This window comes from Vibrio sp. FE10 (assembly GCF_030297155.1).
GTDB classification, from domain to species: domain Bacteria; phylum Pseudomonadota; class Gammaproteobacteria; order Enterobacterales; family Vibrionaceae; genus Vibrio; species Vibrio apostichopi.
On record NZ_AP028067.1, the window covers coordinates 750,124 to 770,284 of the forward strand.

The 20,161-nt window shown below is 45.0% G+C and carries 14 protein-coding genes and 1 riboswitch; of the genes, 8 read left to right on the forward strand and 6 right to left on the reverse strand.

Annotation, left to right across the window (positions count from 1 at the left end; genetic code table 11):
- Positions 1-140: 140 nt before the first annotated feature.
- A riboswitch (Fluoride riboswitch) is annotated at positions 141-225 on the reverse strand.
- 155 nt (positions 226-380) lie between these two features.
- Together QUF19_RS03345 and QUF19_RS03350 are read right to left on the reverse strand one after the other, a co-directional pair.
- Positions 381-674: a YebG family protein gene (locus tag QUF19_RS03345; protein ID WP_004735185.1), complete on the reverse strand. Its 294-nt coding sequence runs from the start codon at positions 672-674 to the stop codon at positions 381-383.
- 88 nt (positions 675-762) lie between these two features.
- A complete protein-coding gene (locus QUF19_RS03350; protein ID WP_017106621.1) occupies positions 763-1,659 on the reverse strand; it encodes a LysR family transcriptional regulator in 897 nt (298 codons plus the stop codon).
- 163 nt (positions 1,660-1,822) lie between these two features.
- On the opposite strand from QUF19_RS03350, the gene QUF19_RS03355 reads away from it, so the two are divergent.
- The 4 genes from QUF19_RS03355 to recD all read left to right on the forward strand — a co-directional run bounded on the left by QUF19_RS03355 (position 1,823) and on the right by recD (position 12,780).
- Positions 1,823-2,818, forward strand: a complete 996-nt coding sequence (locus QUF19_RS03355; protein ID WP_017098030.1) for a TDT family transporter — start codon at positions 1,823-1,825, stop codon at positions 2,816-2,818.
- Positions 2,819-2,945: 127 nt separating this feature from the next.
- Positions 2,946-6,419 carry an exodeoxyribonuclease V subunit gamma gene (gene recC / locus QUF19_RS03360; RefSeq protein WP_286295961.1) on the forward strand — a complete coding sequence of 1,158 codons (3,474 nt, stop codon included), beginning with the start codon at positions 2,946-2,948 and terminating at the stop codon, positions 6,417-6,419.
- Between the two features lie 461 nt (positions 6,420-6,880).
- A complete protein-coding gene (recB, locus tag QUF19_RS03365) occupies positions 6,881-10,555 on the forward strand; it encodes an exodeoxyribonuclease V subunit beta (protein ID WP_286295963.1) in 3,675 nt (1,224 codons plus the stop codon).
- A complete protein-coding gene (recD, locus tag QUF19_RS03370; protein WP_286295964.1) occupies positions 10,555-12,780 on the forward strand; it encodes an exodeoxyribonuclease V subunit alpha in 2,226 nt (741 codons plus the stop codon). Before recB ends, recD begins: the two co-directional genes overlap by 1 nt.
- A 101-nt stretch (positions 12,781-12,881) precedes the next feature.
- Here recD and QUF19_RS03375 read toward each other — a convergent pair whose 3' ends face one another.
- Complete coding sequence (locus QUF19_RS03375) at positions 12,882-13,073, reverse strand: hypothetical protein (protein WP_008223046.1); 192 nt, start codon at positions 13,071-13,073, stop codon at positions 12,882-12,884.
- Positions 13,074-13,355: 282 nt separating this feature from the next.
- Positions 13,356-14,693, reverse strand: coding sequence for an amino-acid N-acetyltransferase (gene argA / locus QUF19_RS03380; RefSeq protein ID WP_286295974.1), 1,338 nt, complete (start codon positions 14,691-14,693; stop codon positions 13,356-13,358).
- 162 nt (positions 14,694-14,855) lie between these two features.
- On the opposite strand from argA, the gene QUF19_RS03385 reads away from it, so the two are divergent.
- The 4 genes from QUF19_RS03385 to csdE all read left to right on the forward strand — a co-directional run bounded on the left by QUF19_RS03385 (position 14,856) and on the right by csdE (position 17,935).
- The gene (locus QUF19_RS03385; protein WP_192890716.1) at positions 14,856-15,329 is read left to right on the forward strand and encodes a DUF2850 domain-containing protein; all 474 of its coding nucleotides are present in this window, start codon (positions 14,856-14,858) and stop codon (positions 15,327-15,329) included.
- Positions 15,330-15,410: 81 nt separating this feature from the next.
- Positions 15,411-16,523, forward strand: a complete 1,113-nt coding sequence (mltA, locus tag QUF19_RS03390; protein WP_198595881.1) for a murein transglycosylase A — start codon at positions 15,411-15,413, stop codon at positions 16,521-16,523.
- A gap of 113 nt (positions 16,524-16,636) precedes the next feature.
- Positions 16,637-17,446 carry a tRNA cyclic N6-threonylcarbamoyladenosine(37) synthase TcdA gene (gene tcdA / locus QUF19_RS03395; RefSeq protein WP_286295976.1) on the forward strand — a complete coding sequence of 270 codons (810 nt, stop codon included), beginning with the start codon at positions 16,637-16,639 and terminating at the stop codon, positions 17,444-17,446.
- Positions 17,447-17,506: 60 nt separating this feature from the next.
- The gene (gene csdE, locus QUF19_RS03400) at positions 17,507-17,935 is read left to right on the forward strand and encodes a cysteine desulfurase sulfur acceptor subunit CsdE (protein ID WP_286295977.1); all 429 of its coding nucleotides are present in this window, start codon (positions 17,507-17,509) and stop codon (positions 17,933-17,935) included.
- Positions 17,936-18,055: 120 nt separating this feature from the next.
- Here the strand turns inward: csdE and QUF19_RS03405 are convergent, their stop codons facing one another.
- A complete protein-coding gene (locus QUF19_RS03405; protein WP_286295979.1) occupies positions 18,056-18,535 on the reverse strand; it encodes a porin in 480 nt (159 codons plus the stop codon).
- A 337-nt stretch (positions 18,536-18,872) separates the two neighbouring features.
- Complete coding sequence (gene csdA / locus QUF19_RS03410) at positions 18,873-20,084, reverse strand: cysteine desulfurase CsdA (RefSeq protein WP_286295981.1); 1,212 nt, start codon at positions 20,082-20,084, stop codon at positions 18,873-18,875.
- Between the last annotated feature and the right edge of the window lie 77 nt (positions 20,085-20,161).

Here is a 20,161-nt window from a genome sequence, read left to right on the forward strand (position 1 = left end):
CGTGTTGGAAGAGGTGCGGCTAATTCACTACAGATCTTGAGCATCGATAATCCAAAGGTGTCATGGAGCTTGGTCTTAATAGACTAAGTCCATTTCAAAATGGAGGAATAGCGATACATCCAACAGTATTACCTGTTTTCGATTCTGTAGGAGTCATTAGCACTGTTCGAAAAGAACGGGCGGTTGAAGCAAAAGCTTAGGTGGAACCCCATCACCTGATGACTATAGATTAGATCTTTATCACACTTTTGTGCAAGCGAATGTTTAGAGCGATTTCGACTATAAACAAGCTTCATTATATTTCAATAAGTATAAAAAAACGCCAATAACGGACTCTTATTAGAGGCATTATTGACGTTTTTTAGAAAGGTATCAGCTAGTTATGCTGCATCTTCTTCTGCGTCTTCAACAGCTTCAAGTTTCTTTTCTTTTTTCGGAGCTGGTTTGCGCTTAGCACCTAGTGCGTAAAGAACTTCTTCTTTATTCTTCGCTAGGTACATTGCAAGTTCTTCTTGCTTGCCTTCATCTTCAACTAAATCGCTTTTGCTTAACAGTTCAAAAAGCTCATCAGCCATATCCAGCATTTTGTCGTATGCGTCAGCTTCGGCTTTAGAGGTAAAAGTCATTTTCTCTTCTCCGTTGCGTTCGACCACGTACTTGACGATAACAGCCATGGTTAATCCTCTAAGTTTGATAAATTTTACTGGCTTTTTATACAGTTTCTGATGCAAAAAGTCCAGTTGATGACCTAACTATGCGGCCTCAATCTTGATGTGTAGCCCAGTCTTCACAATAACCCATGAAAGATTTCAGCAGTGGGCTTTGATATTTGTCTTTGTGCACCAGCATCCAGAATCGGCGTTTCATGTCGAGCGGGACATCGAGTGTTTTAACTCGGCCGGAATCAATCGCTCGTTGTGCGGCCAACCGTGATAAACAGGCAAGTCCAAGCCCTGCAGAAACCGAATTGATGATGGCCTCCGTGGTGTTTAGCTCAAAGGATTCATACCAATGTTCGATACGAGGTGCGACGGCACGCAGGAAAAACTCACGGGTTCCTGAACCTGACTCTCTCAGTATCCAGTGGCTGCCTTCTAAATCTTGCAATGCAACTTTGTCTTGAGAAAGGAGAGGGTGTTGATTACTAACGATAATACACATTTCATCGCTACTGAACTGGCTAGAGATCAACTCCGGATGGAGTGTTTTTCCTTCAATTAACGCGATATCCAGTTCATAATCCACCAACTTTTGGCAGATCAGCGCACTGTTTGAAATGAACAAGCTCTGATCTTGATGCTGAGTTAGCTCGCGAAAGCCAGACAGAATAAACGGCGCGACCTGATTACCAATCGTGTCACTGGCGCCAACCTTGAGATTGCCACTTAATGGTTGGTCATCTCGGAATAAAACATCGATGCCTGCGGCTCTATGAAGAATCTCGTCAGCCAAAGGAAGTAGCTTTTGTCCTTCTTGATTGAGAATTAATCGGTTGTTGACCCGGTCAAATAGAGAGTGGCCCAATTGTTTCTCCATTTCGCCAAGCGCCATGCTGACAGCAGCCTTAGATAAAAACAGTGCTTCCGATGCGGCGGTAAGCGTCGAATGTTGGGTAATGGTGACAAACACTTTGAGTTGTTTGATTGAAATATTAGCCATCAGGTTCCTAGTTTTACGCTGCTGGTGGAAAAAGGTCTTGTTCAGTATTAATGAACACTTGTTATATATAATTGGATATTGTTTAACGAAGCGCAAGCGTATTATGGCTTCAACAAGCTGATGAGTTCACATGTTTAGTGAATTAAGTTTAAGAGAGGCTGACATGATTCAACGTATTAAATATAGATTAACAGGAGCTCCAACCCCCATGGCAGGGTTAGCACTCGCAATTGCAAGCTTAGGCTGGTGTTGGGATGGTGTTCTCGTCGCACAAGGTATATTACATACTCCAGGCTTAGTGCAGTGGGTTAGTGCTGGTATTGCTGCGGTATTACTTCTTGTTTTAGCTGTGAAATTTTTGATTCACGGCCACTTATTACGTGAAGACCTTGCTCATCCTGTTGTTGGTAGTGTGGTACCCACATTCGCAATGGGTTGTATGGTGGTGTCTGCTTCGTTGGCTCCAATTTCTCAATTCTTACAAGAAGCTGTGTGGCTCGCTTCGGTAGCGTTACATGTCGTGTTCTTGGTGAGCTTCTTATACCACAGAGCTAAAAACTTCGAGATTCACCACATGGTGCCAAGTTGGTTTGTGCCACCAATCGGTATTATCGTGGCAGACGTTTCTTTTTCAGGTAACCCGATCTTAGAACCTGTTGCTCACGCGACTTTAGTCTTTGGCTTATTGGTTTATGCCGTAATGCTACCGCTCATGATCTACCGTTTGATCTTCTCTCATGAAGTGCCTGACGCAGCAAAACCAACCATTGCGATTATGGCGGCTCCAGCAAGTCTATCTTTAGCTGGCTACCTAACGGTGACGGCAAATCCTTCGCCAGTGATCATTGGGTTACTCTTTGGCATTGCAGTGTTGATGACGTTTATTATCTACATCGCGTTTTTCAAACTACTTCGTCTACCATTCAGCCCAGGTTATGCGGCGTTTACATTCCCAATCGTGATTGGTGCAACGGCGTTATTCAAATTGGCGGCTTGGATGCAAACTGTTGGTGTGGAAACTCACTATGTGGATCAAGTCTTCAACCTAGCGTATCTAGAATTGATTGTGGCAACGTTTGTGGTGGGCTATGTGGCAGTTCGTTATTACATGAATTACAAACCTCACCGTGTTCTAAGCGCGGTAGGCAGTAGATTGTAAGAAGCAATAGTTCAAAAGATAAACGGACCTTAAGTTTTCAGTATTTCATAAGCTTATATTCCTAATCCAAACTCGGCACTTATGCTAATCTGGCTTTATATTGTGGCAAGATTAGCGTGAGTGCACTTTGTTTACTGTTTACCATTCCAATAAAGTCAATACTTTAAAAATCCTTCTCGTTCACTTAATCAAAAGTGACCCTTTAGCCAATCCTTTCGAAAAAGAGCAGATCTTGGTTCAGAGCCCAGGTATGTCTCAATGGCTTAAGATGGAACTCGCCAAAGAGTTTGGTGTAGCAGCAAATATAGACTTTCCTCTTCCAGCAACCTTCATTTGGGATATGTTTACCCAAGTTCTTCCGGATGTCCCTAAACGCAGTGCGTTTAACAAAGAAGCAATGACGTGGAAGTTGATGAGTTTGCTACCCGCTAAGCTTGACCACCCTGATTTCTTACCCCTGCAACGTTATCTTGAAAATGATGAAGATGACTCTAAGTTGTATCAATTGGCAGAGAAGATTGCCGATATCTTCGATGGTTACTTAGTGTATCGACCTGAATGGATGGCGATGTGGGAATCAGGAGAGCCCGTTGCTGAATTGGTCGATGATGAAGGGCAACAAGAGCACCCTTGGCAGCCGATTTTGTGGAAAGCGCTTTATGATCAGACCCTCTCTCAGGGTCAATCAAAGTATCACCGTGGTAACTTGTATCACGACTTCATTGAAGCGTTAGCCAATCAACAAGGTCAACTGCAGCACCTACCTAAACGCTTGTTCGTGTTTGGTATTTCTTCGTTGCCTCCTCGTTATATGGATGCGCTGAAGGCTCTCGGTGAACAGATTGATGTCAATTTAATGTTCACGAACCCAAGTAGGCCTTATTGGGGAGATATTGATAGTCTTAAAGATCTTGCAAGGTTTGATGCAAAGCGACGAAAAAAGTTAGCTCTATCAAATAATATTATTGCTGATGCTGGCTCATCCTCTCTTATGGAGGGGGCTAAATATGTCGTTCATGATGACTTGCATATCGATAATGCAGTCGGTAATAACCTTTTAGCTTCTATGGGTAAGTTGGGCCGAGATAATCTGCGTTTATTATCAGAGGGAGATAGTGGTGAGTTTGAAGCTTTTGTAAATATTAAGGCTGATAATTTACTTCACCAGATTCAATCTGACATTCTCGAACTCAAAGAGTATCGAAATGATCAAATCTTGGATTCCAGTGATCACAAGCAAACGGTTGAGCTTGGCGATCGCTCGCTGACCGTACATGCGTGTCACAGTCCAATGCGCGAGGTTGAAGTTCTTCATGATCAGTTGTTGGCGATGTTTGATGCCGATCCGACACTAAAACCACGCGATATCATCGTAATGGTGTCTGACATCAATGCCTATAGCCCAGCGATTCAGGCGGTATTTGGTAATGCTCCGGGTGAGCGTTATATCCCTTACTCGATCTCTGATAGAACCGCAGACCAAGAAAGCCCAATTCTGACCGCCTTCATGCAGTTGGTCGCGCTACCGAATACGCGTTGTCTAGCGTCTGAGTTGCTAGAACTATTAGAAATTCCTGCGATGATGGCACGCTTTGGTATTGATGAGTTTCAATTCGAGCAAGCCAAGCAATGGGTTGAAGAAGCCGGTATTCGTTGGGGGGTTGATGCATCAACTGCGACAGAATTTGATTTACCTGCGACCGAGCAAAACACTTGGCTCTTTGGTATTCAGCGCATGTTACTGGGCTATGCGATGTCGGATTCTGCAGGTTTGTTTGAAACTGAACACTCTCCGATTGCTGCTTATAACGAAGTTCAAGGCATTAACGCCGAACTTGCTGGTAAGTTAGCGCACTTTATTGACCGCATCGCACATTACCGTCAACGCTTAACTGAAACACAATCTATCGATATGTGGCGTGAAACCTTGCTGAAAATGATTGATGATTTCTTTGCAGTGGAGCTAGAAGGTGAGGTGGTGCTTAAGTCGATTCGCGATGCACTTTCGCAATTGAATGAACAGCTTGATGATGCCTTGTATGAACAAGAACTGTCGCCAAGCATTATCTATCAGTACCTCAATAATAAGTTATCTGGCGCGCGTATTAGCCAGCGATTCTTAGCTGGCCAAGTTAACTTTTGTACTTTGATGCCGATGCGTTCTATCCCGTTCAAAACCGTCTGTTTGTTAGGTATGAATGATGGGGTTTACCCTCGCTCAATGCCGCCAGAGGGCTTTGATTTGATGAATGGGCGTACGCGTCCTGGCGATCGTTCTCGCCGTGATGATGACCGCTATCTATTCTTAGAAGCGATGCTGTCAGCGCAAGAATGCTTGTACATCAGCTATGTTGGCCGTTCGATTCAAGATAATACTGAGCGAGTGCCATCGGTGTTGGTTTCAGAGTTGATCGAGTACTGCCAGCAGAACTACTGCTTAAGTGAAGACCAAGCCTTACCAAGTGATGATTCAGGCATCAACCTGACTCAAGCGATCAGTTTTGAACACACCATGACACCGTTCAGCCCTACTGCGTTTACTCAAGGTGATGCGAGCCATGTGTTGAGTTATGCCAAAGAGTGGCTTCCAGCGGCTAACCGTTCCGGTGAACGCAGTGGTGAATTCAATCGCGCATTGGATGATTACTTGTTGGGTGCAACGTATCCGTTAGAACTAGACTTGGTTGAGTTACAGCGTTTTTGGCGTTTGCCAGTGCAGTACTTCTTTAACCGCCGTCTAAAAGTGGTGTTTGAGCCGCCACTTCCTGTGATGGAAGATGATGAGCCATTCGTGCTTAATGGTTTAGAGAGTTTCCAGCTTAAGGATGCTTTGCTGCAAGTGCTGCTAGACCACCCTGAAGGTGCAGACGAAGCAGTGCGACTGTTTGTCTCTGAGCAAAAAGCACAGGGTCGTTTACCGGTCGGAGCCTTTGGTGATATTGAATTTGAAACCAACCGTGTTCAAGCGGAAGACTTAGCCAAAGAGATTCGATTTGTGAGTGGATCACCGCAACAAGATCTCGAAGTGAATATCGAACTTGATGTGTTAGGCGAAGGCAAACCTGTTCGCTTGATGGGTTGGTTAACTCAAAACTATCAATCGGGTCTAGTTCGTTTCCGTAGCGGTAAAATACGCTCTCAAGATTATTTGGCAGCGTGGATTGATCATCTATGTTGTGCAGTCATGGGACACGGAAAAACGACCCATATTATCGGCTACGACAGAAAAGAGGGCGTGGTTCACCAAACGCTACAACCTATCGGCGATGCGCAGCAGGCGAAGAGTTTACTGGCTGAGTTAGTACGACTGTTTTATCAAGGCATGACAGCACCACTGCCTTATTTCCCGAAAAGCGCATTGGCTGGCGTTGAGGCTGGCTTTAGTCGTGGTAAGTGGGTTGATGACGAAGAAAAGTCTCTTAAGAAAATGGCCGATACCTTTAATGACAGCTTCGCCTTTACGGGCGAGGGCAGAGATACCTACATCTCTCGAATCTGGCCTAAGTGGGATGATGGATTAGCTGCTGAGTCGCGTATGTATTCAACGCTTGTGTTACAGGCCGCAAGACTTGCCGCTGCCGATCTTGAAGATCAGGAATAATCGGCAGTGATCAGCAAGGTCGCCAACGATACTAACGTCAAAGAGATGTGCTTGAATAAAGGCATAGAAAATAAAGAGTTAGATTTAAACTTGGAGTGCTTGGCTTATCAAAAGGTTAGAGATAATCGAGGTATAAGCTTAGTCAAAGCGATAGATAGTGACTTGCGAGAAGTCAGGGTACAGGAAATAAAGTGGCCGCCAGTAAATCATTATTAGTGTAGGGCGTTCGCTGTACGGCCACAGGTCAGAGGGACCATTATTCTGTGGTTCAAAGTAACGCATGAGTATAAAACTCGAATCGCGCTCCTGAACTCGTGGGCGCATAGTAGCGAGGCGATCTGAATTGATCCGTGAGAGAGATCGCACTAACTATTAACAAATCAGCGTAGGACGTAAATTGAATGACGTTTTCCACGCTAGGTCACATTTGTAACAACACATTTATCAGAAGGCAGTAAGGCATGACGACCACAAGCAGTGTTCAGGTAATCGCTCCACAGACACTCGATACCATGACGTTTCCACTTCATGGCGCGCGTTTAATTGAAGCATCAGCGGGTACTGGTAAAACATTCACCATTGCTGGCTTGTACTTGCGCCTACTGCTCGGGCACGGCACGGCTGCGCAACAAGGTGATCTGACTGAAGCCACTCGACACCATGAGCCGCTTACCGTAGACCAAATTTTGGTGGTGACCTTTACGGAAGCGGCAACGGCAGAGCTACGTGATCGTATTCGCGCGCGAATTCATGATGCACGTATTGCGTTTGCTCGCGGGCAAAGTGACGATCCAGTGATTGCTCCTTTGTTACAAGCCATCGAAGATCATGCTGGTGCGGCGAAAACTCTACTCAATGCCGAAAGACAAATGGATGAGGCCGCGGTATACACCATTCACGGCTTCTGTCAGCGTATGTTGACTCAAAATGCCTTTGAGTCTGGCAGCCGATTTGATAATGAATTTGTGACCGATGAAAGCCATCTTAAAGCGCAAGTGGTTGCCGATTATTGGCGTAAACAGTTCTACCCGCTACCAATTCAACTGGCTGGTGAGGTGCGAAATATTTGGGGTTCGCCTGCTGCATTATTAGCAGACGTAAATCGTTATCTGACAGGATCTCCGCTGAAATTGACGGTAGATGCGATGTCGGGTGACTTGCAAACTCTGCACAATCAGAATCTAGATAAAGTGAAGCAACTTAAGGCGTTGTGGTGTGAATCTGAAGCGGACTTTTTGGCTTTGATTTCAGGTTCAGATGTGAACAAACGCAGCTACACCAAGAAGTCTCTGCCTACTTGGTTAGAAGCCGTCACAGCATGGGCGCAGAGCGACACTCATGATTACCAGTTTCCAGATAAATTAGAGAAGTTCTCTCAAGCAACCCTAATTGAAAAAACACCAAAAGGTACGGCTCCTCAACACGCGGTGTTTGAGGCTATTGAGAGCTTCTTAAACTCTCCTGCAGATCTAAAAGCCCCATTGTTGGCACATGCGATTACTCATTGTCGAACCATGCTAGCTAAGGCGAAACAGCAGAAGCAATGGTTATCGTTTGATGATTTGTTGACTCAGTTATCCGCGTCGATTGATGTGGATGAGCAATCACTGCTGGTGGAGAGAATCCGCACCTTATACCCAGTGGCGATGATCGATGAATTCCAAGATACCGATCCGCTGCAATACAGTATTTTTAGCCGAATCTACCTAGATAACCCGCAATGCGGCCTGTTTATGATCGGTGACCCGAAGCAGGCTATTTATGGATTCCGTGGCGCAGATATCTTTACCTATATTAAGGCGAGAAACCAAGTTAGTGCTCACTACACCTTAGGCACTAACTGGCGTTCAAGTTCCGATATGGTCAGTGCAGTAAACCAAGTGTTTATGAATTCGGACAGCCCGTTTATCTACGACCAAGACATTCCATTCTTACCCGTTGCTGCTAGTCCATCGGCCGACAAACGCCAATGGGTGATGAATGGTCAAACTCAGCGCGCACTTACCTTTTGGCTGCAAGAGGCTGAAGACAAGCCACTACCAAAAGGCGAATATCACAAGGCGATGGCTGAGGCGACGGCGAGTCAAATTCAAACCATTCTGACTGCCTCTCAAAACCAACAAGCCTATTTTGATAACGGTAAAAAACAACATGCCGTGAATGCGGGTGATATTGCTGTCTTGGTTAGAACCGGTAGTGAAGGGCGTCTAATTAAAAATGCGTTGTCTGAACAAGGTATCGCGAGCGTGTACTTGTCCAACCGAGACAGTGTGTTCACCAGCTTGGTCGCACAAGATATTCAGCGTTTATTACAGGCGGTGCTGACGCCTGAAAATGACCGAGCATTACGCGCTAGTTTAGCCTCAGAGTTGTTTGCTCTGGATGCGGCTTCATTGGACGAACTCAACAACGATGAAGTGGTGTGGGAAAACGTCGTTAACGAATTTCGAGAATATCGTAAGTTATGGCTACAGCGCGGCGTGTTACCAATGTTGCGCAGCGTGATCAGTAAAAGACATCTCGCGGAACGCTTACTGGAAGAAGAAAATGGTGAGCGCTCACTCACTGACTTGATGCACATTGGCGAGCTGCTGCAACAAGCTAGGCAAGAGCTCGACAGCGACTATGGCTTACTGCGTTGGTTGGCAGAAGCGATATCAGATGCACAAAATGGTTTAGGCGGCAGTGAAGACGACATTCAACGCCTTGAATCAGAAAGAAACTTGGTTCAAATCGTCACTATTCATAAGTCGAAAGGCTTGGAATATGATCTAGTATTTTTGCCGTTCGTTGCAAGCTATCGTGAAGCGAGTGAAGGTAAATTCTACGACCATGACTCAGATACCACGGTACTTGATATTACGGGCAGTGATAGTGCTTTAGCACAAGCGGATAAAGAGCGACTGGCGGAAGACTTGCGCTTAATTTATGTAGCGCTGACTCGTGCGGTTTATGGCTGTTTTATTGGTATGGCTCCTTTACGTAAAGGGCGCTCAACCAAAGAGCCGACCGGTGTTCATTTGAGTGCCATGGGCTACTTGGTTCAAAACGGACAAGAGCAAGGCATTGCCGAGTTGAATCAAGCTTTGTCAGCGATTGAGGGTAAGAACTCAAGTGTGTTGTTAGCCGAAACCCCAACCGCTCATGAGCAAGTGTTTGTACAAACGGAGCAAGTGAGTGAAGACTTACATGCTAGTGAATTGAAGGCTTCAATTGACCGAGCTTGGCGAATCACCAGTTACTCGGGGCTTGTAAAACAAGGCAGTCACGGCGCGAGCCATGACGCTACCATCGAGGTGTCAGGTTTCGATATTGATTCGGCTGATGAGCACGATGAGTCGGAACTGATTGAACCTGAACGTTCTATATTCACGTTCCCTCGCGGCGCTCGCCCAGGTACTTTTTTGCACACCTTATTTGAGGATGTTGAATTTACCGAGCCAGCAACCAGCGAACATAACACGCAAGTAATCACTCACTTATTAGAGTCGGATCAATACGAGCTAGAGTGGTTACCCGTGCTTCAACAGCTGGTTGATACCGTTCTTAATACCGCATTAGATGGCAAGAATTTAAAGCTAAGCGAGAAAGACTCAACTCAACGATTAGTCGAAATGGAGTTCTTGTTGCCGATCGAAGTGTTGGCTGCATCTGAATTGAATCAGACCATTCAGTATCATGATCCGTTGTCGGCCAAAGCGGGCGACCTAGGCTTCCAAACCGTGCAAGGCATGTTGAAAGGCTTCATCGATTTAGTGTTTGAGCACCAAGGTAAATACTATGTACTCGACTGGAAATCGAACCATCTAGGTGATGATGTTGCCGTCTACCATGGTGAAGCATTGAAATCGGCGATGGCCGACCACCGCTACGATCTGCAATATCAAATCTATGCGTTGGCATTGCATCGTTTCTTACGCAGCCGCGTTGCGAATTATAGTTATGAACAACATTTCGGTGGGGTTTATTACTTATTCTTAAGAGGAATGGACGGCCAATCTCAACAAGGTATTTTCTCGGCTAAACCCACATTGGCTTTGCTCGATGAAATGGATCAATTGATTGACGGTAAAGTGATAGACAGACGTTCAGCACAATTGAATGACAATGAAACTGGACAGATGGGGCTTCTATAATGACAACAACGACCACTAATACCAGCATAGAAACAGCGAACTCTGTTAAGCCAGTTTCACTTATCCCTGAACAACTCATGGGTGTATTAAAGTTCCTCGCTGATAAGGGCTCAATTCGTCAGCTGGATTATCAGTTTGCCCGTTTTATTGCTCAGCAAGCGACGAGTCACTCTCAAGAGATCGGCTTTCTCGCTGGGGTAGTGAGCCATGAATTAGGCAAAGGGCATATCTGTACTCAGCTTATACAGCTACATACGGTAGACCTTGAGCAAACGGCAGACCTTGCTCAGTTGCTTGGTTTGTACGGTGAAACGGCACTGCAACTGAACCAGAAATTGTTGGGTATTGATTGGGTGACTGTTCTGCAATCATCTAACCTAGTTGGTACAACCAACGATTGCGTTAAGCCGCTGATGTTTGATGGACAGCGTGTCTACTTACAACGCTATTGGAACTACGAAGTGGTGTTGGCTGAAACGTTAAACCGTTTAAGTAATCCAGTCGAGTTCAACATTGAGCAGAAAAAAGCGCTGACAGAAACGTTGAATCAATTATTCGCACGCAGTTATCACTTCCTGTTTAACGCATTAGCCAAGGCTGAAGCAAACCAACAAACCTCTCAGGTATTACGTCAGCAGTTAGTGTGTGACCATCTAGATATTGTGAATGAACAGGCTCTAGATTGGGGGGCGATAGACCAAGCGATTGTTCAAGCCAAGCAAGTGACCGATTTAGATGTACTGGATAGCCTAGTACCATTATCTGTTTGCTTGAATTGGCAAAAAGTAGCGGCAGCGGTGGCGTTAAGTCGTCGCTTCGCAGTGATTTCTGGTGGGCCGGGTACCGGTAAAACGACCACGGTAACTAAGTTGTTGTCGGCTATGGTCGAGCAATCACTCAGCCAAGGTAAAACACCGACGATCAAGCTGGTGGCACCGACAGGTAAAGCGGCTGCACGTTTAACAGAGTCGATTGGTAAAGCGATTGAGCAACTGCCTTTAGCGCCTGAAGTGAAGGCCAACATACCGACGGAATCGAGTACTTTGCACAGACTGCTCGGTGCTATTCCTAATCGAGCGGAGTTTAGACACAACCGACGTAATCCACTTCACCTTGATATCTTGGTGGTGGACGAAGCATCGATGGTCGACTTATCCATGATGTATAAGCTGGTGGATGCGCTCCCTGAACACGCAAGGCTGATTTTGCTTGGTGATAAAGATCAACTCGCTTCAGTCGAGGCAGGTGCCGTGTTGGGGGATATCTGCTCATTTAATTCAACAGGCTACAGCACAGCGCAAGGTAACTTGATTGCGGAAATGACAGGCTTTGATGCGATAGCTAAACCCAGACAAGTCAAAGCTGGATCGGTTAACCCTTCTGCGATTGCAGATAGCTTGTGTATGCTGCAGAAGAGTTACCGTTTTGATGCGCGTTCAGGTATCGGACAGTTGGCAAAAGCGATCAATAACGGTTCTGCTAATCAGGTCGATCAAGTGTTTGCGAAAGGGTTTGAGGATATCGAAAATCATCCCCTGTCGAGTGACAGCTATAACTTGATGTTGCGTACTTTAGTCAATGAGTATGGTGCGTATTTGAACCGAATGAATGTACCGTTAGAAGAATTAGAAACTCAAGAAGCGAGAGCCAAATCGGTGCTCGATTTGTTTAGCCAGTGTCGATTGCTATGTTCTATTCGTGAAGGTGACTTTGGTGTTAAAGGCCTCAACCACAGAATCGAAAGGGCACTTGCTGCAAGACGCTTGGTGAATCCGCATAACGATGAATTGTGGTATCACGGGCGACCAGTCATGGTAACGCGCAATGATCATGGCTTGGGCTTATACAATGGTGATATTGGTATCTGTATGCTTGAAGCTGATGCAAGTAGCTCTTCTTCAACTGACGATAACTCTGCACCTCGATTAAAGGTGTACTTTGAATTGCCCGATGGCAGTGTAAAAGCCGTACTACCAAGTCGAGTGCCTGATCATGAAACCGCCTATGCGATGACGATACACAAATCTCAAGGTAGTGAATTTGATCTGACCTTGATGATCTTACCGCCAGATTTCAGCCCGATTTTAACGCGAGAACTTATCTATACGGGGATTACGCGTGCCAAGAAACGACTGATGATGTTCAGTGATACGAATGTACTAAAGCGTGGGATTAAGGTGAAAACAGAACGAGTCAGTGGTTTAGGAAGTCGCTTAACCAGCTAACAGTCAGTCGTTTTAGCGAAGGTGGTGCTGGAAGTAAAACAACGAAATGGCAGGGTAAATCGTATACACAAAGCAACCATCCCTGGTTGCTTTGAACGTTATTAGGAATCCGTGCCTAAAAACGCTCGAGTAAACGATATATGGTTTATCTTGTACTTTGCTTGGCAATTCAAAATAAACTCTTTGAGGTTCTCGCTCACAGGGAACACGCAGTGTACGTCTAGCCCTTCTAAGAATTGGTTATCAGCCATATCCCAAAAACTTTGCAGCGAGTTACAAACAATGGTTCTCATATCAATGTTGCTCTTTTTGCTGTTTATACTAACGGCAGAGCTACTGCTAGCGTGCTGACCGTTAACGGGTATAGCAATCCGTGCAGTTACCATCTCAATAAGTTCGATGTGACTATCGAGATGGTAATTCCTATAAAAACATTTGTTAATATCATTAAAGCGCTTAAATTCTATACAATTATTCGTGTGAGTGAAAGTGCATACTTAATAAATCTCATATAGAAAACGATTACATTTGCAATTATTTTCCTTTTGAAGTGAGATTTTAGTCCAAAACTTTATTTACACATTTAACGCTAAGATCTTTGAGTTTCTCTGATAGTTGTATAGACCCTGTTTTTCCATCGGTAATTCATCAACACCTATCTCGTAAAAACCCTGTTCACGGAACCAATGAAGGCTATGTGTGGTAAGAACAAAGATCTGGTCGATGTCACGCGACTTGGATTGATGACGCATATAATCCAGCAGTAATTGCCCACGGTTTCCATCGCGGTAGTCAGGGTGGATAGCCACACACGCCATCTCTGCCATATGATCTTCGGGATAAGCATATAGTGCAGCGCAGCCAATAATCAGACCGTCTTTTTCGATGATGGTAAAACGATGGACTTCTTGTTCTAACTGCTCTCTTGAACGACGAACGAGAATACCTTGTTCTTCAAGAGGGCGAATGAGGTCAAAGATACCACCGATGTCATCAATCTGAGCTTGTCTGACTTGCTCGGCACTCGCCATGACCACTTGGGTTCCAATACCGTCGAAAGAGAACAGCTCTTGGATTAATGCGCCATCCACTTTGTAGCTGATTAAGTGACAACGAGGCACACCAGCACGACAAGCAGAGATCGCGCCTTTCAAGAATCGAAGTGTTCCTGTACTCATGTCTTCAGCTGGGTCTTGAGATTGAGTTAAGCGTTCTAGAATTTGTTTTGCGTCTGTGGGGAAAAGTTCGGCGAGTACATTACCGGTTTGATCCGTTACCCCTTGCTCCGAGCAAAAACCAATCAACTTATCGGCCTTTAAACGAATGGCCACTTGAGTGGCGACTTCTTCAGAAAGTAGGTTAAAGCTTTCGCCCGTTACCGAGCTGGCAATAGGGCCAAGCAGGACGATGGATCCTTGGTCGAGTGTACGATTAATCCCTTCTATATCGATTCGACGAATGCGCCCGCTGTGGCAGTAATCCGTACCATCATCGACACCTAATGGCTGAGCGGTAATAAAGTTGCCGCTCATGACGTTCAGTTGAGTGCCTGCCATTGGGGTGTTGTTCAGACTCATTGAGAGTCGAGCGGTGATGGCGAGTTGTAATTGGCCAGCAGCCTGCATCGCAACACCCAGTGAATACTCATCGGTGACCCTAATATTCTTGTGGTAAGGCGTATGGCAATCTTGCTTTGCTAGCAGTTGGTTGATCTGCGGCCTTGCCCCATGAACAAGAACAATCTTGACTCCAAGGCTGTGGAGTAGGGCAATATCACTAATAATGTTGCCAAAGTTTCTATCGGCAACGGCTTCACCTCCCAGCATAATTACCATGGTTTTGCCACGGTGAGCATTTACGTAAGGGGTTGATTGTCTGAAACCTTTTACTAGCGCTGTACTTCTTAATTTCACAGAACAAGTCCATTTGTGTTTATTTATTCGTTAATTTAGCATTTAAATTCAAAAGTAAACAACACATTTTTGGAATAAAGCGCAAACTATTCTCATCTAGGGTTCATTATATAAACTGTCTCAGTGTAGAATGCGCATAGCATCTTTATGAGTAGTCACCGAATGCAACAAGCTCCAGCAAGAAAGAACAAGATCGATGAAATAACCAAAGGCCTCTACAGTGAAGCTGAGCAACGCAACCAATCTAAATTGAAGCGTAAGATCATTGAACGCAGCCTGATGGCATTAGCTATGGTCGGAACGTTTGCGGTGGTGTCTCTTTTTGGTGATGTTATTAATCGAGTACAAGATGCAGCAACGCCCGATCATTTGCTTTATGGCACTTGGGTTGAACAAGATGTTGCTCATTATGCGACAGATGAATTTGTGCTTAATGCCAACGGTGTCTCAGTCGGTGGTTCGGTCATTTCGACTAACTTTGAGTTTGATGGTAACTACTTTGAATACAAGGCGGGGGATAAAACGTACCGCTTCCGCATGACCAAATCTGATCATACAGAAATGGTGCTCGATTCAGATGGGCACTACAACCCAGTCTTTCGCCTCAAAGGCTATATCGATAATTCCGTTCGATAGGTTATCTTACTGTAAACTCTTACAATCTAAGATTGTGTTATCTGACCGTTTTTGTCATCCTCGATGCATAGAATTTTTAGGATGACTCTTGTGATTAAAAAATGGCTTCCCCTTGTTGCCGCCTCTTTACTATTTGGCTGTGCTCAACCCACCGATCGTGCTCAACAACACCTTGATGATGAATTTCCCCGTGCCTTAAATAAGGTCGATCAGGTTGAATCCAATAAACCAAGAGACTACACCGCATTTTCAGAACAAGCTGAGATGGTGGTTTCTAAATCCCCTTCAATGGCAAAAATCTATGAGCCGCTTTATCAGCAACTTAACGAGTGGGCGATGCAAAGTGGTGATCCGAGCGAGCTAGCCAACTTTGGTGTTCAAACCGCGCAACTTGGTGGTGGCGATAAGCAAGGCAATGTTTTGTTCACGGGCTACTTTTCTCCTGTGATGGAACTGCGCCATGAAGCGAATGAAGAATACCGATTCCCTGTTTATGGACTTCCTGATTGTGATAAAGATTGTCCGACTCGTGAAGAGATCTACAACGGTGCATTAGAAGGCCAAGGTCTTGAATTAGGTTACGCTGCAAATCGTATCGACCCGTTTATGATGGAAGTGCAGGGCAGTGGCTTTGTGCATTTTGGTGACGACGACACGCTTAAATATTTCGCGTATGCGGGTAAGAACAACAAAGCTTACGTGAGCATTGGCCGTGTTTTGATTGATCGAGGCTTAGTTCCACGCGAAAAAATGTCTTTGAAAGCCATTAAAGAGTGGGTCATGGCAAATGAGCCTTCCGTGGTAAAAGAGCTACTTGAGCAAAACCCTTCTTTTGTTTTCTTTAGTTCTAGAGAAGATTTATCGGTAATGGGTAGCGCAGGCATTCCATTGTTACCAATGGCGGCGGTTGCAGGTGATCGCTCTATCTTACCAATGGGAACTCCGATTCTTGCAGAGGTGCCACTATTAAATGCCGATGGTACTTGGAGCGGAGCACACCAACTAAGACTGCTACTGGTTTTGGATACCGGTGGCGCGGTTAAGCAGAACCACTTGGATCTCTACCACGGTATGGGGCCAAGAGCGGGTACTGAAGCGGGTCATTACAAGCATTTTGGTCGAGTGTGGAAGCTGGGTCTAGATGGCAGCGCGACCGAAGCGCCTTGGGCTTTGCCTCCTGAGAAGGTCGAGTAAACGACAATAAAATTGGGCATTGAAAGCGAATCGCTAATCCCCTAGACTTTTTATTCAAGAGTGCGTATAAAACGCACTCTTTTCTTTTTCTCAGAAATAAATTGGCGGCAACAATGCGTGAATTGACCACTCCAGCTTCAGAAAACTATGACCAACGATTTGGTGGCACTCGTCGCCTATATGGCAATAGTGAAGTCGACATACTTAGAGCGGCACACGTGTGTGTTATCGGTATTGGTGGCGTGGGTTCATGGGCTGTTGAAGCGCTTGCTCGTACTGGTTTAGGTGAGCTGACGTTGATCGATATGGATGACGTTTGCGTGACTAACATCAACCGTCAGATCCACGCTATGTCGGGTACGGTTGGTAAGAGCAAAATCGAAGTGATGGCTGAGCGCGTTAAGTTGATTAACCCTGAATGTAAAGTGAACCTGATAGACGATTTTATTGGTCCTGACAATCAGTCTGAATACTTGTCGAAAGATTTCGATTTTGTTCTCGATGCGATTGATAGCATGAAAGCTAAGGCTTCGCTGTTGGCGTATTGTCGTAGTAACAAGATCAAAGTGATCACCACTGGTGGTGCGGGTGGCCAAGTTGACCCAACTCAAATCAAAGTGGCTGATCTGACTAAGACGATTCAAGATCCGTTAGCGAAGAAACTGAAAGACACGTTGCGTCGCCATCACAATTTCCCTAAGAACCCAGCACGTAAGTTTGGCATCGATTGTGTGTTCTCGACTGAGCAACTTAAATACCCTCAAGCTGACGGCAGTGTATGTGCTGCGAAAGCGACCGCAGAAGGTCCAAAGCGCATGGATTGTGCGACGGGGTTTGGTGCAGCAACGGTTGTAACGGCTACGTTTGGTTTTGTGGCGGTTTCACGTATCGTAGAAAAGATCGTTCAAAAGCATACTAAATAAGTAAGCACTCGATACGAAACAGCAAGCTTTTGTGCACCTAACAATCTACTGGATAATAAAATGATGTCATTCCCAAGCTCTCCATTCGGCAAAGAAATTAACAGCAATGATATTGTCGCAAAGATGCAGACTTTCAGCGGTTGGGAAGACCGTTATCGTCAAGTGATTCAATGGGGCAAGAAACTGCCAATCATGCCTGACGAGCTGAAAAATGATCAGGTTGTGGTTTCTGGTTGTGAAAGCCAAGTGTGGCTAGTTTCTCAGAACATCGACGGTGTTTGGTATTTTTGTGCAGATTCGGATGCGCGTATTGTGCGTGGTCTTATTGCTTTAGTGATGGCCGCGTATGACGGTAAAACATCAGAGCAGATTCAAGCGTTCGATATTGATGGATACTTCGAAGAGGTCGGCTTAATTACTCACCTTAGCCCTTCTAGAGGGAATGGTCTGAAGGCGATTGTTGAACAGATAAAGCTTCTTTCAGCTTAGAACTAGAAGTCAGTTATTAGAAAGCCTGCTTTTATAAACAAGAGATTAGAAAATACGGTGCTCAATGAGCACCGTATTTTTTTATGAACTAGTCATAAGTGAAAAAGTAAATAAGTAGGTTTAGAAGTGGAACTCAGCGCTTACCGCGTAGCCATTCTCGATAACTTTTGCTTCGTACATTGTGTATTCAAGAGCAACACGAGCCGGGCCAATCATTACACCTGCACCCACACCGTAGTAAACGTCGTTGCTATCACCTAGGTTACTTTCAAAGTGCCCAATACCTGCACGGCCATAAATGTCAAAGATAGTGATTGGCAAAGAAACTTTTGCACTAGTTAGCCATGCATTTGAGTACACGTGTTCGAAATCTTTGTGTGTATCGACAAAGTCAGCGTAGCCAGCTTCGATAGAAAGAAGGTCGTTGAATGAGTAACCCAAGTACAAGTTGTATCCGCTATTCTCATCGGTCATATCGACGTTTTCGTTCTCTACTTGGTACTCAGAATATAAGTAGCTCGCACCAATATATGGGTCAGCTGAAGCTTGTTGAGCGGCAGTTAGCATTACTAGAGGAAGAACGATTGTTTTAAGTTTCATTGTGTTGTCTCTATCTAAAAAGTTTGTATTTAAAGTGCTATTCCGTCAGCTCTAGGTCACCCATGATAAATGGTGGTTCTTGTTATTGATGGCGAGATTCAGTTTGTTATCTGCGGTTAACGAGAACGGGGTGCATTGTGTCTTTTTTTAGAAATGACTCATCAATGAAGTCTTAGAAATCAATAAAAACGAATCAGAGAAATATAAAGGAAATATAAAGTTATTACTTATCAACGGTTTAACTTGGTAGGTGTTTAATGGGGAAATGGAACTAATTTGGAAGGAGGAGTGTCTGGTTTGAAAATTAAAACCAGACACCAAAATTGTTAGCGGTGAATTAGAGCATATCGACGGCTTTTTCTATCGCTGCAATGAGCTTTTCAACATCATCCATATTGTTATAAATACCAAATGAGATCCGTACCGTCCCTTTTACATTAAGTGCATCCATTAATGGGTGTGCACAGTGGTGGCCAGCACGAACTGCGATGCCTTGTTGATCTAACAGCGTCGCAATATCTTGATGGTGAACTCCGTCCATCACAAAAGTAATCACACTTGAATTGGGTTTGTAGCCAAGAACCTGGATATCACCCAATTGATTGAGTGCTTGGTAGGTTTTCTGTAGTAGCTGGTGGATGTGAGTTTCCACATCGTGCTGCTCAAACTGATGTAACCACTCTATCGCTGTACTTAATGCGATGGCTCCCGCCACGTTTGGCGTGCCAGCTTCAAATTTACCAGGCAGTTCAGAAAATGTGGTGCCAGAAAAGGATACGCGCTCGACCATTTTGCCACCACCATGCCAAGGTGGCATCGCTTCTAACAATTCAATCTTACCGTAAAGCACGCCAATGCCTGCTGGAGCATAGAGCTTATGTCCTGAGAAAACGTAGAAGTCAGCATCTAAAGCAGCAACATCAACGGGTTCATGAACAATACCTTGCGCGCCATCGACCACAACAATTGCATTCATCTTATGTGCTTTCTTGATGACAGCTTCAATCGGCTGACGAGAACCAGTGACGTTGGTTATCTGAGCCAGCGCAACAATCTTGGTTCGCTCATTCAACAGAGCGTTAAACGCAACAAGATCAAACTCGCAGTCCGATGTCATCGGTACTTTCACAACTTTAGCACCAGTTTGTTCAGCTACGATTTGCCAAGGGACGATGTTGGCGTGGTGTTCCATTTCACTGACCAAGATCTCATCGCCAGGTTGAAGCGTACTTCTAGCGTAAGTTTGTGCGATCAGGTTAAGTGCTTCGGTTGCACCGCGAGTCCAAATAATTTCTTTTGACGATGTCGCGCCGATAAACTGTGCGACTTTGTCTCTGGCCGCTTCAAATTGACTGGTCGCCTGAGCTGTTAAGCTGTGGCTACCACGGTGAACATTGGCATTTTGCTTGGAGTAATATTGGCTAATGGCATCAATAACCACCTGAGGTTTTTGTGTTGTTGCCGCGCTGTCTAAGTAAATCAACGGTTGTTGGTTGATGGTTTGTGATAGCGCAGGAAACTGCTCTCGGATGTGATTGATATCAAGCATCTATTCTTACCTAAAATCTTGGAAATTGGTGCTAGCGTTATGCTTAGCGGTATCGTTATTTTATCGCGACTTGTTAA

What these genes read in the sequence shown, in the direction of transcription:
- QUF19_RS03345 (WP_004735185.1), bottom strand. Translation starts at nt 674, where the DNA reads ATGGCTGTTATCGTCAAGTACGTGGTCGAACGCAACGGAGAAGAGAAA.
- QUF19_RS03350 (WP_017106621.1), bottom strand. Translation starts at nt 1,659, where the DNA reads ATGGCTAATATTTCAATCAAACAACTCAAAGTGTTTGTCACCATTACC.
- QUF19_RS03355 (WP_017098030.1), top strand. Translation starts at nt 1,823, where the DNA reads ATGATTCAACGTATTAAATATAGATTAACAGGAGCTCCAACCCCCATG.
- recB (WP_286295963.1), top strand. Translation starts at nt 6,881, where the DNA reads ATGACGACCACAAGCAGTGTTCAGGTAATCGCTCCACAGACACTCGAT.
- recD (WP_286295964.1), top strand. Translation starts at nt 10,555, where the DNA reads ATGACAACAACGACCACTAATACCAGCATAGAAACAGCGAACTCTGTT.
- QUF19_RS03375 (WP_008223046.1), bottom strand. Translation starts at nt 13,073, where the DNA reads ATGAGAACCATTGTTTGTAACTCGCTGCAAAGTTTTTGGGATATGGCT.
- QUF19_RS03385 (WP_192890716.1), top strand. Translation starts at nt 14,856, where the DNA reads ATGCAACAAGCTCCAGCAAGAAAGAACAAGATCGATGAAATAACCAAA.
- mltA (WP_198595881.1), top strand. Translation starts at nt 15,411, where the DNA reads ATGACTCTTGTGATTAAAAAATGGCTTCCCCTTGTTGCCGCCTCTTTA.
- tcdA (WP_286295976.1), top strand. Translation starts at nt 16,637, where the DNA reads ATGCGTGAATTGACCACTCCAGCTTCAGAAAACTATGACCAACGATTT.
- csdE (WP_286295977.1), top strand. Translation starts at nt 17,507, where the DNA reads ATGATGTCATTCCCAAGCTCTCCATTCGGCAAAGAAATTAACAGCAAT.
- QUF19_RS03405 (WP_286295979.1), bottom strand. Translation starts at nt 18,535, where the DNA reads ATGAAACTTAAAACAATCGTTCTTCCTCTAGTAATGCTAACTGCCGCT.
- csdA (WP_286295981.1), bottom strand. Translation starts at nt 20,084, where the DNA reads ATGCTTGATATCAATCACATCCGAGAGCAGTTTCCTGCGCTATCACAA.